Raw genomic sequence first — 14,449 nt, 5'->3', positions numbered from 1 at the left:
ACAAATTTCCTGCGGGAAACCTCCAAATAAATAACTGCTGGCGAAAGCCGTTTAAATAGATGTGGTGGCTCCTGGCGCGTCGCTTTTATTATGGCTTCTTTCCAAAAAACCATTCCAATGGCATTCAGCCAAACGGTGGTGATACAATGAATCAAAGAATTTTGAATAGGAGTGAGCAAGTTGACAGCAAGCATTTTTAATAAAGTCACCCTGCATAACGGTGTTGAAATGCCTTCTTTTGGATTGGGTGTTTACAAAGTGGAAGACGGAAAAGAAGTTGAAGAAACTGTTGTTAAGGCCCTGAAGCTAGGATACAGGCTGATTGATACGGCTGCTTTTTATGATAATGAAGAAGGAGTCGGCCATGCCATCAGGAACAGCGACGTTCCCCGTGAAGAGATTTTCGTGACGACAAAGGTGTGGAATAGCGATCAGGGCTACAAGGCCACCCATGATGCCTTCAATAAAAGCCTTGAAAAGCTTGGGCTTGACTATATTGACCTCTATCTTATCCACTGGCCGGTAAAAGGGAAGTATCTTGAGACATGGAGAGCACTTGAAGAAATTTACAGGGACGGAAGAGTCAAAGCAATAGGCGTAAGTAATTTTCAGGTTCACCATCTTCAGGATATTTTAGATCAGTTCAAAGAAAAGCCTGTAGTCAATCAGATTGAATTGCATCCTGCTCTTTCTCAGGAAGAGCTGCGGGAATTTTGCAGCGGGCATGATATTAAAGTGGAGGCATGGTCGCCAATTGCGCGTGGCAGACTCGTGGATGAACCAATTTTAAATGAGCTTGCAGAGAGTAAAGGGAAGTCCCCAGCTCAGATTATTCTGCGCTGGCATTTCCAAAATGGGGTGATTGCCATCCCGAAATCAGTAAACCCTGCGAGGTTGAAGGAAAATGCCGATATTTTTGATTTCGAATTGAGTAAGGCGGAAATGGATGCTATGAACTCTTTAAACAGGAATGAAAGGTTTGGGGCAGACCCCGATCATTTCGATTTTTAAAAAAGGCAATTGTAAGGACAGGCTGCATTAAGGACAGGCTGCATGATGGCAGCCTGTTTTTTTTGGATAAAAACACCATCCTTCCATTATGACTAATTTATGTGTCTTCATCACATACTTGTCTTACAGGCAGGTTTAAGCTTTTAAAATGGTGGTAAATTAAATGTACAAGCGGGGCAGCAAAACAGCTTAGACAGCAGCTACGAAAGATTTCCCCGCTTGACCCACAAGGTTTACCTATCTGCAGAAAGGGTATCTCTAGTAAAGACACCAACTGAAAGCTCCCGGGAAGCAGCACAATTCAGAGTGGCTCTGCCGCAGTGAAAACTGCAGCAACAGGAATACTTTTCTAAAACTATTTTAAAACTTAAGAAACAGTACAATAAGGAGGAAAAAACTATGATGAGTTTTCTTTGGTCATTAATTATCGGCGGAATTATCGGCTGGCTTGCAGGTATCATTGTGGGAAGAGATCTTCCTGGAGGAATTATTGGTAATATTATCGCAGGTTTCATCGGTGCATGGATCGGACAGGCGATTCTTGGAGATTGGGGTCCAATCGTTGCGGACTTCGCTATCCTTCCAGCGCTGATTGGTGCGATTGCGCTCGTATTCATTGTAAGCCTCGTTATGCGCAGTATGAGAAAATCAACTGATTAACAACAAAAAAATCCTTCCTTTTGGAAGGTTTTTTTTGTTGTAAGAAAGCATGTAATTTTAATACATCGATAACTGCGAAAGCTCCTTAGCGGGGCTCTTCTTGTGTGTATACACGCAGTTTTTTTCGCTATACAGAATAAGGATCCACATTTGTGAAAATTGGACTTTCATCCATGAATGGTGCATGGATGACGATTTCTGCTTCTGTGAAAGGGTGCACCAGCTCCATTTTGACTGCATGGAGAGCCTGACGGGAATAAGCAGGCGAACCGTCGTAAAGAACGTCACCTGCAAGCGGATAGCCAATTTCACTGAAATGGACGCGAATTTGGTGGGTCCGTCCAGTATCCAATGTGCATTTGACAAGGGTCATATCATCATGATGTAATTTCTGAAGCACTTCATACCTTGTAAGGGCATTTTGCCCTGTCGGTGATACACGCCTTCTGGTTGGATGGTGTCTGTCCCTGCCGATTGGCTTGTCAATGACTCCTTTTTTTTGCCTCAGAATGCCATCTATCTTTGCAATATAGGTCCTTTTTATTTTTCTTTCTTCAAGCATGCGATCAAGCATGGCCCCTGCCAGGGCATGTTTTGCAAAAAGTACTGCGCCTGTTGTGTCTCTGTCCAGCCTGTGAATATGGCGTACATTCAAATTATGGCCTTCGGATTGAAGGTGGAAAGCGGCAGCATTCGCCAGCGTGTTTTGCTGCTGTGCCTCATTTGGGTGTGTGTCCATTCCCGCTGGCTTGTTCATTACAAGCAAATGGTCATCCTCATATAAAATTTCGACTGGCAGGTATGCAGGAATGACACTGCTGTCTACAGGTTTGAATATTTCCAATTGAAGCCGGTCACCTTGCTTCAATGGCTCGTTCCAAATGGGCGGCTGCCCGTTGACTTTAATTCCCTGGTCCATTCTGAGTTCATGGAGCAGTTTTTTCGGCACTTTCCACATCTGCCTTAATAAATCATCTACAGAGACTGAACTCCATTCCGCCGGGGCAGTAAGTTCAAACCAGTTACCTGTTTTGCGTGTGTGTATCATAATATTCTCACCTTTCCTGAGTGAACTAAATAATGTCTTATCTCTTGCTGTGTAAGGACTGCTGAAAGAAGGGGGAAAGTGTTAATTTTTACCGGAATCATGGGCATAATTACCACGGCTCCAACCTTTGTCTGTATGTTATTCTAATGGTAATAAAAAGACAGAATGAATTTTGGGTTTAAAAGGTGGGACTTCATTGAAAATCGTTTTTGCTTCGACACCGGGACAGGAAAAGAGAATTTGTGAACTCATCCGGTATTTTTACTCAGAAGTGCTTCCAATGTATTTCACTGATGAAGACATAACTGAATTCGAAAAGCATCAAGTGCTACATACGAACAGGGAGCATTTTGAAAATTTCAGCACTCTCCGTGACGCGTTTCGTGTGATCACCAGCCTGCAGACATTGATTTCAATTTTAGAAGAAGGAAGCTTTTCGGATCGTTACTGCAATATTTACTGGAAAAACGTAAAGATACTATCTGATTTTGGACTTTACTTCCCTTTTGAGTATAACCAATTTTTTGACGTTGAGCCTATTCAGCAAGATTATATCAGCATTTATTCAAAAGCGGGCAACAGCATCCTTATTTAGGAGATTGGCTGCAATATGCTCATTACAAAATAACGCCTGCAGTGCAGGCGTTATTTTTCATTATTTGCTGTTTTCATTAAACCACTCACGGAATGTGGCCTTTGCCTGGTAGCCGATCAGGCGGTTTGTTTCTTTTCCATCTTTATATTGAACGATGGTTGGTGTTTCCTGTATGCCGTATTTATTCCAGCCATCCTCAAATTCAAGCAGGTTAAACTGGAGAAGATCGACTTTCATTTCTTTTGCCAATGGAGCGACAACAGGTGTTGTTTCCTGGCAATGAGAGCATGTCGGGCTGTAGAAGTATACCGTAACGTCTTCGCCCTTTTCAATTTTTTTATCCAGCTTACCCGGCACAATGATGTTCTGGTAGTTTGGATCATCAAGCTGATCCACAGTCTCTTGGCGAAGGGAAGTTTTTTGATAAGGGTTGTCTTTGGATTTCTCTTCATTTTGCATTTTAGTTAAAAAGAAAAGTGCTGCGAGTACTCCAACGACAATCACGAGAAAAATAATCATTTTTTTCATCTAATTCGCCTCCTTTGATTGTTTCCAAAGCATAAAGCTCAATGAAAAAATAATAATAAATGCTGTAAGCGCTAAAAACGGGATCGTTACAAAACCAAACCAGTTAATATACTGGCCAGTGCATGGTATTCTGCCGCAGCTTACGGCGTTATCGGCCATAAAGGGCAACTTTTGGATTGAATAGTGATATAGTGAGATCATGGACCCGATTGCTGACAGAATCATTGTGTAGAACGAAATTCGAACATCTTTCTTAACAATGGCTATGCCAAGAATAACGGTGAACGGGTACATCAGTATCCGCTGATACCAGCAAAGCTCACACGGTTCATATTGGCGGATCTCCGAGAAATACAGGCTTCCAAACATTGCGATGACGGAAACAGCCCAGGCTGCAAACAAGAAAGTTTCTTGTTTGTCTTTCTTTTCTTGCATATAAACCTCTCCTTCAAACAATCTAACAATCATTAAAGCGGGAGCAGACAAGGATTGAGACATAGTCTGCCTGTATACATCTTAAGAGAGAATAGAGGATTATTCAATTTTAAACAACTGCCTGTCATAACAAAATAAAACTGCACTCCCGGCCATAAAGCGTTACATTTTTGGGTATAACGTAAGAGGATTCGCTTCATTTATAGATAAAATCCCCTGTTGTAAGAAAAGGAGCGGCACTAAAAATGACAAAGCTGGATTTAAAAAAATTCGAAAAGAAAATGATTATCCGTAATATGAAAGAAGAAGATATCGACAGCATTATCAGGCTTCAGGAAGTTTGCTTTAAGGGAATGGAGCCATGGAAAAAATCACAGTTGGAAAGCCACATTAATATTTTTCCTGAAGGACAATTTGTTGCAGAATATGATGGCGAAATCATTGGTTCCTGTTCAAGCCTGGTTATCAATTTCGCTGAATATGATGATCGCCATACTTGGGATGATGTGACAAATAACGGCTACATTACCAACCATGATCCTGATGGCTATAATTTGTACGGTATAGAAGTGATGGTTCACCCTTCATTCAGACGGATGAAGATTGGGCAGCGGCTGTATGAGGTGAGAAAGGAGCTGGCACGCCAGCTTAACTTAAAAAGCATCATCATTGGCGGGCGAATCCCCAATTATCACCTTCACTCGGATGAACTGTCCCCGAGAGAGTATGTCAGGCAGGTAACCAGCCATAAGCTGTACGACCCAGTCCTGTCCTTCCAGTTAGATAATGATTTTATACTGATGCGAATCAATCCGAACTATTTGCCTGATGACAAGCAATCGAACAAGTATGCAACCCTCATGGAATGGAACAATGCAGATTACAGACCGAAATCGAAACGGTTTTACAAAACGAGCTATCCTGTAAGAATTTGTGTTGTTCAGTATATGATGAGGGCAATCCGATCTTTCGAAGATTTTGCAGCGCAGGTTGAGTACTTTACCGATGTGGCATCTGATGCGGGCTCTGATTTCGCTGTATTTCCGGAAATTTTCACAACCCAGCTCATGTCCTTTCTCGATGAACGTTCCCCTTCTCTTGCAATCAGAAAGCTGACAGAGTTCACCGAACAGTATATTGAATTGTTCACAGATCTCGCAGTTCGATATAATGTCAATATTATCGGAGGCTCCCACTTTGTGGAAGAGGAAAATGAGGAAATCTATAATATTGCCTACCTGTTCAGGCGGGATGGGACAATTGAAAAGCAATATAAGCTGCATATTACACCAAACGAGCGCCGGTGGTGGGGGATCAGCCAGGGAAACGATATCCGCGTTTTTGATACGGACTGCGGCAAAATCGCCATCCAAATCTGTTATGATATCGAGTTTCCGGAGCTGGCAAGGATTGCGACAGACATGGGCGCGAGGATCATTTTTACGCCTTTCTGTACCGAAGACAGGCAGGGATATTTGAGAGTGCGGTACTGTGCCCAGGCAAGGGCAGTCGAAAACCAGGTATATACCGTTATTTCGGGCACGGTTGGAAACCTTCCGCAAACGGAAAACATGGATATTCAATATGCACAGTCAGGAATATTCGCACCTTCTGATTTTGAATTCGCGCGTGACGGCATTGTCGGTGAAACCAATCCGAATATAGAGATGGTCCTGATAGGCGACGTCGACCTTGAAGTCCTTAGAAGGCAGCGACAGGAAGGAACGGTCCGCCATTTACAGGACAGGCGCCATGACCTGTTTAAAATAGAATACAGGAAAAAATAAGGTGTATAGAGCATTCCTTAGATAACATATTGGAAAAAGGTTGTCATTACTTAGTTTATCTAAGCTAGGTCATGATGGCCTTTTTGTATCGATGAATTTTTTAGAGCAAGCTTGTTTAATATTAATGACATGAATAGGCATGTCTAGCAGCAAAATAGAATAAACATCTTCTTTCATTCACTTATTGTATTATAATGGAGGGACAAAACATCATTTTATTGGGAGGTCATTCAATGGATTGGAAGGTAAAAGCGGAACGCTGGCTTAAATTTCAAGGAATCGATGAAGAGCTGAAGGCCGAGCTTAATAAAAAATCTATTAATGAAAATCAGCTGGAAGAAGCATTTTATAAAGACCTTGAGTTCGGTACAGGCGGAATGCGTGGAGAAATCGGGGCAGGAACAAACAGGATGAATATATATACTGTCAGGAAAGCATCTGCAGGACTGGCTGCCTACATAGAAGAAAACGGGCTCGAAGCGAAACAGCGGGGAGTGGCCATTGCCTATGATTCCCGCCATAAGTCGCCCGAGTTTGCAATGGAAGCAGCAAAGACGCTTGCTTCCCGAGGAATAAGAACATATGTCTTTGAAGGGCTTCGGCCAACTCCTGTACTATCCTTTGCTGTCCGGCATCTTCACGCTTTCTCCGGGATTGTCATCACAGCGAGCCATAATCCGCCGGAGTACAATGGATATAAGGTATATGGGCAGGACGGAGGGCAGCTTCCCCCGGAAAGTGCTGACACAGTGATTAAAAAAGTAAATCAAATTGAAAATGAGCTTGCGATTGATGTTCTTGAAGAGCAGGAGCTAAAGGAAAAAGGATTAATCGTCATGATCGGCCAGGAAGTGGACAGAGCCTACCTCGAGAAACTGATGACAATATCGGAAAATCCATGGCTAGCAGGGGAAACAGATGTGAAAGTGGTGTTTACACCATTGCATGGCACAGCGAATATCCCTGTCCGCAACGGCCTGTCTTCAATGGGATACCAGCATGTCAGTGTGGTCAAGGAACAGGAATTGCCTGACGCTGAATTCTCAACAGTAAAGAGTCCCAACCCTGAAGAACCGGCTGCATTCGAACTGGCAATCAGGGATGGCAAGGAAATCGAAGCCGACCTCCTGATTGCAACAGACCCGGATGCCGACCGCCTTGGCATTGCTGTTAGAAACGAAAAAGGGGAGTATATCCTTCTAACCGGAAACCAGACAGGCGCTCTCCTGCTCCATTATATTCTGACTGAGAAAAAAGCGAAGGGGACCCTTCCGGCGAATCCAATTGTATTAAAAACCATTGTGACCTCGGAGCTTGGAAGAAAGATTGGCGAGGCGCATGAAGTTAAAACCGAAGACGTACTGACAGGCTTCAAGTTCATCTCCGAGAAAATCAAGGAGTATGAACAGGATGGAAGCTACAAGTTCCTATTTGGATATGAAGAGAGCTACGGCTACCTGATCGGAGATTTTTCCCGTGACAAGGATGCTGTCCAGGCGGCCCTGTTAGCGGTGGAAGTATGCGCCTACTATAAGAAAAAAGGAATGTCGCTGTATGAAGCGCTACTTAGCATCTTTGAGCAGTACGGCTATTTTCAGGAAGGGCTTCGTTCATTGACCTTAAAAGGGAAAGAGGGAGCAGAACAAATTGCTAAAACCCTTGGTGCCTTCCGTTCTGAGCCGCTGCTTATCGTGGGTGATGTAAAAGTAGCAGCAGTAGAGGATTATTTGACAGGTATCCGCAGGAACGCTGATGGAAGTGAACAGCAAATCGGTCTTCCAAAATCCAATGTATTGAAGTATTTTCTTGAGGATGGTTCATGGATGTGCCTTCGACCTTCCGGTACAGAACCAAAGATCAAATTTTATTTTGGTGTGAATGCCGGAAGTCTTGCAGAAAGCCGGGAAAAGCTGCAGGAATTGGAACGCCGATTTATGGATATCGTCAAAGTAAAGATGGAATCAGGGAATGAATAATGACAGCAAAAATCCGAAGGCTACCGCCTTCGGATTTTTTTACGCCAATTTAGGCCATCATATTCCTGTCAGGGCTGTTTCCAAGTCGTAGCCTGAAGCACTGTTGGCATGGTCGATATAACGGAGCAAACCATACAGATGCTTTTCAATGATAGTATAGTCTGTTTCAAAATGGTAAGCGTGCAGAAAAAGCTGTATCTTCTTTGCCAAGAAATGATCGTCTGTCCTGACCATTAGGATTAGCAAATTATCCCATTGAGACCGGTGGGTATAGTAAAGAGCACGGTCATATTCATCTTTGTTCATTGGCCAACCTCCTTAAAGGAGTTAGCTCTATTATATGGAGCTGGAACTGGAATTCCCGCAGTAAATGTTGGTCTCCCCTGTTTTAAGGGCAATGAAATATTTACCCGTATAAATCGCCCAAGGCGGATACGTGCTGACTCATCTTTCCGTAATTTACTTCATACATTGAGGTAAGAAGAGGAAGGGGGAGCCGGGTGCCCATGAATAATCAGTCGCTCGAAAGGGCCATTGCAGAGATAAACGAGATAGCAAAAGGTTTTGGGCTGGATTTTTATCCGATGCGCTATGAAGTTTGCCCTGCCGATATTATCTATACATTTGGAGCATATGGAATGCCGACCCGTTTTTCACATTGGAGTTTTGGGAAACAATTTTATAAAATGAAGCTTCATTATGATGTTGGTTTGTCAAAAATTTATGAGCTTGTCATCAATTCAAATCCTTGTTACGCCTTTCTGCTTGATTCCAATTCGCTGATCCAGAACAAACTGATTGTTGCCCATGTGCTGGCACATTGCGACTTCTTCAAGAATAATGTGCGCTTTCAAAACACAAAAAGAGATATGGTCGAAAGCATGGCGGCAACAGCAGAACGAATCAGAAAATATGAGGTTGAACATGGCAAGCAGGAAGTGGAAACTTTCCTGGATGCAGTGCTTGCGATTGAGGAACATATCGATCCATCAATGATGCGCCCAAAGCTTCCATGGAGTATGGATGAAGAAGATTATGAAGAAGAAGGCAGGAAGGCAAGCGAATATGATGACTTATGGAACATTGGAGAGACAAAAGAAAAAAAAGAAGTGAAGAAAAAGAAGAAGTTTCCTCCGCGCCCTGAAAAGGACCTGCTTCTTTTCATTGAGAGCTATAGCAGGGAACTTTCGGACTGGCAGCGTGACATTCTTACAATGATGAGAGAAGAAATGCTTTATTTTTGGCCGCAGCTGGAGACGAAAATTATGAATGAGGGCTGGGCTTCTTACTGGCATCAGCGGATTCTTAGGGAAATGGACTTGACTTCAGGGGAGGCAATCGAATTTGCGAAATTGAACGCAGGCGTTGTCCAGCCGTCCAAAACAGGAATAAATCCTTATTACCTTGGATTGAAAATTTTTGAAGATATTGAAGAAAGGTTCGACAATCCGGATGAAGAAATGAAAAGGCGTGGCGTACAGCCAGGCAGCGGACGGGAAAAAATGTTTGAAGTGCGCGAAATTGAATCGGATATTTCCTTCCTTCGCAATTACTTGACGAAAGACTTGGTCATGCGTGAAGATTTGTACCTTTTTCAAAAACAAGGGAAAGAATATAAAGTTGTCGACAAGGAATGGGAAAATATTCGTGACCAGCTAGTTGGAATGCGGGTTAATGGGGGGTTTCCCTACCTCACTGTGGTTGACGGAGATTATCAGAAAAATGGGGAGCTTTATATCAGGCATGGCTTTGAGGATATTGAGCTTGATATTAAATACCTTGAGAAAGTACTCCCATATATCAATCAGCTTTGGGGGAGGAAGACGCATCTTGAGACAATGGTTGAGGGGCGCCCAATGCTTTTTTCCTATGACGGGAAGGGAATCCACCGGAAATACTTGTAGAGTTCTGGCTGATTTTTATTTTTTCAATTAGCGCTTTACTTTTAAGTTGAACCTTTTCCCTGTATTCATCATAATTAATTATAAGAATACAGGGAGGGATCCGCATGGGACATGGACACTCGCATGGCCACGGCCATGATCACCATCATACCAATAATAAAAAAGCACTATTTCTTGCATTCATCCTGATTGCTGCGTTCATGGTTGTTGAAGTGGCTGGGGGCTTGATGACAAACAGCCTTGCACTTCTCTCGGATGCGGGCCATATGCTGAGTGATGCAGCGGCGCTAGGCTTAAGCTTGTTCGCAATCAAGCTCGGTGAGAGGAAAGCAACCAGTTCCAAAACTTATGGCTACAAGCGGTTTGAAATAATAGCTGCTGCGTTAAACGGGCTTACCCTGATTTTAATTTCATTATATATTTTCTTTGAGGCTTATCGCCGTTTCCTTGAACCGCCAGAGGTCCAAAGTCTCGGAATGCTGGCAATATCGATAACGGGCCTGCTGGTCAATATTGCAGCAGCGTGGATTCTGATGCGTGGCGACAAGGATGATAACTTAAATGTCCGAAGTGCATTCCTGCACGTGCTTGGCGATATGCTGGGATCTGTCGGCGCTATTACGGCAGCGCTTCTGATATATTTCTTTGACTGGGGCATCGCCGATCCTGCTGCGAGTGTCATTGTAGCAGTGCTGGTTCTTATCAGCGGATGGAGGGTGACGAAGGACTCGTTTCATATCCTGATGGAGGGTGTTCCTGAACAATTGCACCCTGACGAAATTAAGCCCGCTTTATTGGAACTGCCTCATGTGAAAGACGTCCACGATTTGCATATATGGTCCATCACTTCAGGAGTGCCGATGCTAAGCTGCCATCTGTGCATTGCAGTATACGGAGATCATGACGAAGTACTTTATGATGCACAAACATTGCTGCATGACAGGTTTGGCCTGGACCACTGTACAATACAGGTGGAGAGGGAAGAGAGCGGCTGCCCAAGCCATCATGGAACCTGCAACTGATTGTCAAACAGAAAAAACACCACAGATCTCATGATCTGTGGTGTTTTTTACTATCCTATGCCCTTTTTCTTGGTCTTATATGGGTAATCAAGCCATCATAGTTTGTAATATAAAGTTCGATTCCAGGGATCTCGTCAAGATAATGACCATGCAAAAGCTGATAATAATTTACCCTGTGAAGGGGATCGAAAGGAAGCATAGGGTATTGTTTGTTTTCTTTTACATAAAGGTCTACAGCTCTTTGGACTTTGTCGATTACAGGAGGAATGGCCTTATCTTTTTCCTCGAAAATATCATAGGTCTCCCTAGACATATAGTAGGGACGGTCAGGAATACCTTTCAGATAAGGGGCTAGCTGTTCAAAGTCAAGGCTGTTGTCCTCCTTGACAAGGATGGTCCTGTACACACCTTTTGGCAGGCTGTCAGAGAATTTGCGGACCGCCCGTCTTACATCATCAACTGTTGCTTCAATCACAGGCCAGGAAACAGCCTGTTCCGTGGTGCGCTTCTTATCTTTAGTCTTGCTGGCAGGCTCCCGGAAAAAACGAAGGATGAGGGCACAGCTTTCCAGTGTTTCTGCCATACCCATATAGCCTTTAAAATATGTTCTTTTCATGGTGCCACCTCCTTATTACCCGTTTAATAGCAGGCGAAAAGAACCTTGATGGCCGGAAAGAATTTGAGAAACACTGTTTAAACTATACAGCTCTTTGTCGATAAAATAAGTGCAGGCAGTAATGTGTGGGATATTGTTGGGGAGTTGGGGAATGACTTCCTACTTTTATTATACTAAAGCTTGGCATAAAAAGGCATATATATGCCTGAAAAAACTAAAAATTCAGTAGATATCTGATTCGTTATGCCAGGCTGATTATTTTTGAGATATATTTTGACCAATCACTACACTTTAATTTTAGAAGCGAGGGGTAATATGGTGTTTCCCCGGTTTTATATTTTCGACAGCAACAGTGTGCTCCTAACGATCATTTTTTCCATAATCAGCAGCACCATGGCGATTGAGTTCAGCAGGCTTGAAAAAAAACAAGAGGGCAGGCAAAAATCTTCCCTGTTCTTATTTTCCATTTTCCTTGGATTATCGTTTTCACTTACGCATTTGTTTATGGTTGTCTCAGCAGGAATCCCTTTTGCTGATATTAATTATTATTTGTATTTTTTTCTATTCTTTATTTTTTGTACCGGAGGATCTTTTATTGTCCTGTTCCTTGCACAGAAAAACTCTGCTGGTACAGGAGGATTTATCCTGATAAGCCTTTTGATCGGAACGAGTACGGTTATCGCGGTTTATGTAGGTTTTTCAATGATTTTTAAAGAGTCCGCCAGTTTAAGGCCCGGTCTGTTTTTATTGTCCGGCCTGCTGGTGCTGTGGGCAGCATTTTCCTGGCTCAGGTTCCTTATACAGATTACCAACGAGGATCTTTATGAATTTGTGAAAAGGTGGAAATATGTTGGTTGCCTTCTAGGAGGGTTCTCCCTTGCCGGCATCCCATACATCCTTTTGGCTTCAGTAATAGAGCCGCCCGCAGGATATGATGGTGACGGTCTTGTTACCCCGTTTATTTTCACTGCTCTATTCAACCTATTGTTTATGCTTGTACCAGACCTTTTTGGCGATAAACTGCTTATGAAGCAGGTGCAATCCCATCTGTCCCTTTTTAATCATAATCCTGACTCCATCTTTCGTCTGAATTTAAAAGGGGAGATACTGAATGCTAACAAAGAGGCGGTTTTTCTGACAGGCTATTCGAATGACGAGCTGGTCGGACTTCATTTTCACCAGTTAATTCACGAAGAAGAAGAAGGGAAATTGAAGAGCTTCTTTCGAGGAGTTGTCAGCGGAGTAGCCAAAAATATTGAAACAAAGCTAAGTAGACCTGATGGAAAAGAAATTGAAGTCAGAATTACAGCTGCCAGAATTATCGTAAATGGAGATACTGCGGGTGTATTTGGAATCATACGGGATATTACTGAACAGAAACAAGCCGCAAGTACGATAGAGTATTTTGCCTATCATGATGAACTGACAAACCTTGCTAACCGCCGGCAAATGGAAAATGTCATGGGGCGTTACCATACAGAACAGAAGCCGTTTTCCATACTGTATCTTGACTTTGACCGGTTTAAAAGGATCAATGATACCTTTGGGCACTCATTTGGCGATGAAATACTTGCCAGTATCAGCCGAAAGTTAGCAGGATTCATTCCGGCAGAAACTCTTCTTGCGAGGCTTGGAGGGGATGAGTTTGCTCTCATTGTACCTAACCAGCAGAATATTGAACAGCTGGCGGAGAATATTCTTTCAGCTTTCCAAAAACCCATCACTATCCAAGGAATAGAGCTCCTCATTACAGCAAGCATGGGAATCGCACATTTTCCCGGTGACAGTAGCAATCCTGATGAGGTGCTGAAATTTGCCGATCTTGCCATGTACAAGGCAAAACAAAATGGGAGTAATACCTATTGTTTTTTTGACCGAGGGCTTGCGGACCAGTCACTGTATAAGTTTGAACTGGAAAACGATTTGCGCAACTCCGTCCAAAATGGTGGTCTAATGGTATATTATCAGCCTAAATATGATGTAGAAAAGCGTCGGATCATCGGCGCCGAAGCCCTGGCACGCTGGAATCGTAAAGGGCAGGGGGCAGTCCCTCCTGATGTCTTTATCCCGGTTGCAGAAGAAGCCAACTTGATTGTTCCACTTGAGAGGGTCATTATCGAAAAAGTATTCGGGGACATTGCAGCCTGGAAAAGAAGAGGCCTTGAGACGATGAGGACGTCCATTAATATATCGACTATTCATTTTTATCAGGATGACTTTTTTAAATATATGAAAGACAGCTTAAAAAGGCATAGCCTGAAAGGTGAGTTTATTGAGATTGAAGTAACTGAAAGCATCATGATTAAAAATGAGCGGCTCATCAATGAACAACTGCAGGCTTTACGGAAGATCGGCGTTGAAGTGAGCATCGACGATTTTGGGACTGGCTACAGCTCACTCAGCTATTTAAGCAAAATGTCGGTTGACCGGCTGAAGATAGACCGATCCTTCATTGAAAAATCGCATGAAAACAGCGAGATTATCTCGACCATCATATCTATGGCAAATAACTTAAAGCTTAAGGTTATTGCCGAGGGAGTTGAAACAGAGGGGCAGATAGAATTGCTAAAAGCCTTTGGATGCAATGAAATGCAGGGCTACTACTATTCGCCTCCGATTCCTGCAAAAGAATTCGAGAAAATCCTTGAGAATGAGGAGGCAGTTTTCGCATAATCCGTTTGCATTGACTGTGAAAAATTCGTATGCTAAGATGCTTGATGTAAAGTCCCCTAGGGTTCCGCGGTAATTCCGGCTGGTCCGAGAGGGGGCGCGCGGCAGGCGCTGCGTACACGGAGGGATAAAAGCCCGGGAGATATCAGTTTGTTTGATATCCCCAGGTTTTTTTGTTATCGGCGTTTTAATTATAT

At 43.2% G+C, this 14,449-nt stretch carries 13 protein-coding genes and 1 riboswitch; of the genes, 8 read left to right on the top strand and 5 right to left on the bottom strand.

The features are described from left to right. Positions 1 to 228: 228 nt before the first annotated feature. Positions 229 to 1,011, top strand: a complete 783-nt coding sequence (locus D1970_RS12390) for an aldo/keto reductase (protein WP_119113220.1) — start codon at positions 229 to 231, stop codon at positions 1,009 to 1,011. A 402-nt stretch (positions 1,012 to 1,413) separates the two neighbouring features. Next, positions 1,414 to 1,671 carry a GlsB/YeaQ/YmgE family stress response membrane protein gene (locus D1970_RS12385; RefSeq protein WP_119113219.1) on the top strand — a complete coding sequence of 86 codons (258 nt, stop codon included), beginning with the start codon at positions 1,414 to 1,416 and terminating at the stop codon, positions 1,669 to 1,671. A 127-nt stretch (positions 1,672 to 1,798) separates the two neighbouring features. Here D1970_RS12385 and D1970_RS12380 read toward each other — a convergent pair whose 3' ends face one another. Further along, positions 1,799 to 2,719 (bottom strand): RluA family pseudouridine synthase, encoded by a 921-nt coding sequence (locus D1970_RS12380; RefSeq protein WP_119113179.1) that lies wholly within the window; start codon positions 2,717 to 2,719, stop codon positions 1,799 to 1,801. A gap of 196 nt (positions 2,720 to 2,915) precedes the next feature. Here D1970_RS12380 and D1970_RS12375 point away from each other — a divergent pair, with 196 nt between their 5' ends. Next, positions 2,916 to 3,314, top strand: coding sequence for a YhcU family protein (locus D1970_RS12375; protein ID WP_119113178.1), 399 nt, complete (start codon positions 2,916 to 2,918; stop codon positions 3,312 to 3,314). 60 nt (positions 3,315 to 3,374) lie between these two features. Here D1970_RS12375 and D1970_RS12370 read toward each other — a convergent pair whose 3' ends face one another. Continuing rightward, entirely contained in the window at positions 3,375 to 3,842 is a 468-nt protein-coding gene (locus D1970_RS12370; RefSeq protein ID WP_119113177.1) for a thioredoxin family protein, read from the bottom strand. Continuing rightward, complete coding sequence (locus tag D1970_RS12365; RefSeq protein WP_119113176.1) at positions 3,843 to 4,277, bottom strand: disulfide oxidoreductase; 435 nt, start codon at positions 4,275 to 4,277, stop codon at positions 3,843 to 3,845. A gap of 245 nt (positions 4,278 to 4,522) precedes the next feature. Here D1970_RS12365 and D1970_RS12360 point away from each other — a divergent pair, with 245 nt between their 5' ends. Further along, positions 4,523 to 6,064 (top strand): bifunctional GNAT family N-acetyltransferase/carbon-nitrogen hydrolase family protein, encoded by a 1,542-nt coding sequence (locus tag D1970_RS12360; protein ID WP_119113175.1) that lies wholly within the window; start codon positions 4,523 to 4,525, stop codon positions 6,062 to 6,064. Between the two features lie 233 nt (positions 6,065 to 6,297). After that, positions 6,298 to 8,040, top strand: coding sequence for a phospho-sugar mutase (locus tag D1970_RS12355; RefSeq protein WP_119113174.1), 1,743 nt, complete (start codon positions 6,298 to 6,300; stop codon positions 8,038 to 8,040). A gap of 57 nt (positions 8,041 to 8,097) precedes the next feature. On the opposite strand, the gene D1970_RS12350 is transcribed toward D1970_RS12355, so the two are convergent. Next, positions 8,098 to 8,346, bottom strand: a complete 249-nt coding sequence (locus D1970_RS12350) for a YhdB family protein (protein ID WP_119113173.1) — start codon at positions 8,344 to 8,346, stop codon at positions 8,098 to 8,100. 200 nt (positions 8,347 to 8,546) lie between these two features. Between D1970_RS12350 and D1970_RS12345 the strand changes: the two genes are divergently transcribed. Continuing rightward, positions 8,547 to 9,944, top strand: coding sequence for a SpoVR family protein (locus D1970_RS12345; RefSeq protein WP_119113172.1), 1,398 nt, complete (start codon positions 8,547 to 8,549; stop codon positions 9,942 to 9,944). Positions 9,945 to 10,048: 104 nt separating this feature from the next. Continuing rightward, on the top strand, positions 10,049 to 10,966 hold the full coding sequence (locus D1970_RS12340; RefSeq protein ID WP_119113171.1) for a cation diffusion facilitator family transporter: 918 nt from the start codon (positions 10,049 to 10,051) through the stop codon (positions 10,964 to 10,966). Positions 10,967 to 11,021: 55 nt separating this feature from the next. Here D1970_RS12340 and D1970_RS12335 read toward each other — a convergent pair whose 3' ends face one another. Next, positions 11,022 to 11,582 (bottom strand): DUF3939 domain-containing protein, encoded by a 561-nt coding sequence (locus D1970_RS12335; protein ID WP_119113170.1) that lies wholly within the window; start codon positions 11,580 to 11,582, stop codon positions 11,022 to 11,024. 315 nt (positions 11,583 to 11,897) lie between these two features. Here D1970_RS12335 and D1970_RS12330 point away from each other — a divergent pair, with 315 nt between their 5' ends. Beyond that, positions 11,898 to 14,255 carry a sensor domain-containing protein gene (locus D1970_RS12330; protein ID WP_119113169.1) on the top strand — a complete coding sequence of 786 codons (2,358 nt, stop codon included), beginning with the start codon at positions 11,898 to 11,900 and terminating at the stop codon, positions 14,253 to 14,255. A 45-nt stretch (positions 14,256 to 14,300) separates the two neighbouring features. Continuing rightward, positions 14,301 to 14,396, top strand: a riboswitch (guanidine-I (ykkC/yxkD leader). Positions 14,397 to 14,449: the final 53 nt, after the last annotated feature.

It is taken from the genome of Mesobacillus zeae (assembly GCF_003570705.1).
Lineage (GTDB): Bacteria > Bacillota > Bacilli > Bacillales > Cytobacillaceae > Mesobacillus_C > Mesobacillus_C zeae.
The sequence above is the reverse complement of the archived record's forward strand: the minus strand, read 5'-3'. Positions and strand labels throughout refer to the sequence as shown.

Excerpts from the sequence above, each read along its gene's own strand:
- D1970_RS12390 (WP_119113220.1), top strand. The coding sequence starts at position 229 with ATGCCTTCTTTTGGATTGGGTGTTTACAAAGTGGAAGACGGAAAAGAA.
- D1970_RS12340 (WP_119113171.1), top strand. The coding sequence starts at position 10,049 with ATGGGACATGGACACTCGCATGGCCACGGCCATGATCACCATCATACC.
- D1970_RS12360 (WP_119113175.1), top strand. The coding sequence starts at position 4,523 with ATGACAAAGCTGGATTTAAAAAAATTCGAAAAGAAAATGATTATCCGT.
- D1970_RS12370 (WP_119113177.1), bottom strand. The coding sequence starts at position 3,842 with ATGAAAAAAATGATTATTTTTCTCGTGATTGTCGTTGGAGTACTCGCA.
- D1970_RS12345 (WP_119113172.1), top strand. The coding sequence starts at position 8,547 with ATGAATAATCAGTCGCTCGAAAGGGCCATTGCAGAGATAAACGAGATA.
- D1970_RS12335 (WP_119113170.1), bottom strand. The coding sequence starts at position 11,582 with ATGAAAAGAACATATTTTAAAGGCTATATGGGTATGGCAGAAACACTG.
- D1970_RS12355 (WP_119113174.1), top strand. The coding sequence starts at position 6,298 with ATGGATTGGAAGGTAAAAGCGGAACGCTGGCTTAAATTTCAAGGAATC.
- D1970_RS12380 (WP_119113179.1), bottom strand. The coding sequence starts at position 2,719 with ATGATACACACACGCAAAACAGGTAACTGGTTTGAACTTACTGCCCCG.
- D1970_RS12365 (WP_119113176.1), bottom strand. The coding sequence starts at position 4,277 with ATGCAAGAAAAGAAAGACAAACAAGAAACTTTCTTGTTTGCAGCCTGG.
- D1970_RS12385 (WP_119113219.1), top strand. The coding sequence starts at position 1,414 with ATGAGTTTTCTTTGGTCATTAATTATCGGCGGAATTATCGGCTGGCTT.
- D1970_RS12350 (WP_119113173.1), bottom strand. The coding sequence starts at position 8,346 with ATGAACAAAGATGAATATGACCGTGCTCTTTACTATACCCACCGGTCT.
- D1970_RS12330 (WP_119113169.1), top strand. The coding sequence starts at position 11,898 with ATGGTGTTTCCCCGGTTTTATATTTTCGACAGCAACAGTGTGCTCCTA.